Source organism: Bradyrhizobium sp. UFLA06-06, from assembly GCF_054820065.1.
In genome coordinates, this window is sequence record NZ_JADFUD010000163.1 from 1 (window position 1) to 1016 (window position 1016).

Below are 1016 nucleotides of genomic sequence, written 5' to 3' on the forward strand. Positions count from 1 at the left end.
GTGTTTGGTCCCGTTTGATTGGCAAGGGCCTGGATTGGCGTCTTGTAGCCGAGGCATTTGAGGCGGGTTCGGTTGTAGTCGTGGACGAACTTGCTGAGGAAGGCGTCCCGATCGGCATGGTCGACGAAGGTGCGCCGGGCGCTGCCGCGCTTTTCTTCGCGGCCTATGGCTTCGGCGATGCGCCGGTTGAAGCGTTCGACGAGGCCGTTGGTCTGCGGGTGGTAGGGCTTGGTCAGGCGATGCTCGATGCCGCGCTGCTTGCAGAGCCGATCAAAGGGATGGTCGCCGGACGGTCGCCCGGCCGGCTTGTTCTTCTTGTCGACAGCGAAGCGGTCGGTGAACTCGGCGCCATTGTCGGTCAGGATGGTGTGAACGTCGTGCGGGAAGTCGGCCAGGAAGCGTTTGAGGAAGCCGGTCGCGGTGGCGCCGTCCCGCCGGGCATGGATCTCGACAAAGACGTAGCGGGTGGCACGATCGATGGCGACAAAGGCGTAGCTGGTGCGGCGCTGCAGGGCCGGCAGATATTTCACGTCGATATGGATGAAGCCGATGCTGGTGGTCTCGAACACGCCGGCCTTGGGCCTGTCAGGCTTGGCAAGCCGGCTGATGCCATTGCGCTGCAGGCAACGGTGAATCGCGCTGCGGGACAGCCTGGCATTGATGCAGCGCCGCATCACCTCGACGATGTCGTCGAGTGGCAATTGCAGCGACGTCCGCAGCTCGCACACCGCCCGCTCTTCGACGGCCGACAGGCTGGTCACGAGGTTGTGCGGCCGGTGCGAGCGGTCCTCGACCGTGGTGCGGCCGCGCCAGCGATAGATCGTGGTCTCGCTGACCCCGAGTTCGGCCGCCAATTCGGCGACCGACTTCCTGCTGCGCTGGATGTAGGCACGCGTCTTCGGCGTCGTCGTGGCGTTCGCGTGCAGGTTCAGTTCCATGACACGAGGCGCTCCCCAACAAAGGCCACGCCTCGTTCTACACCGATTCCATCCAACCAATCAGCAGGGATCAAACAC

The 1016-nt window shown here is 64.1% G+C and carries 1 protein-coding gene; it reads right to left on the reverse strand.

Annotated elements, in window-relative coordinates; genetic code table 11:
• Nucleotides 1-938: IS481 family transposase (locus IF803_RS42505; RefSeq protein ID WP_461196166.1), on the reverse strand; the 938-nt coding region annotated here is incomplete at its 3' end.
• Nucleotides 939-1016 lie beyond the last annotated feature (78 nt).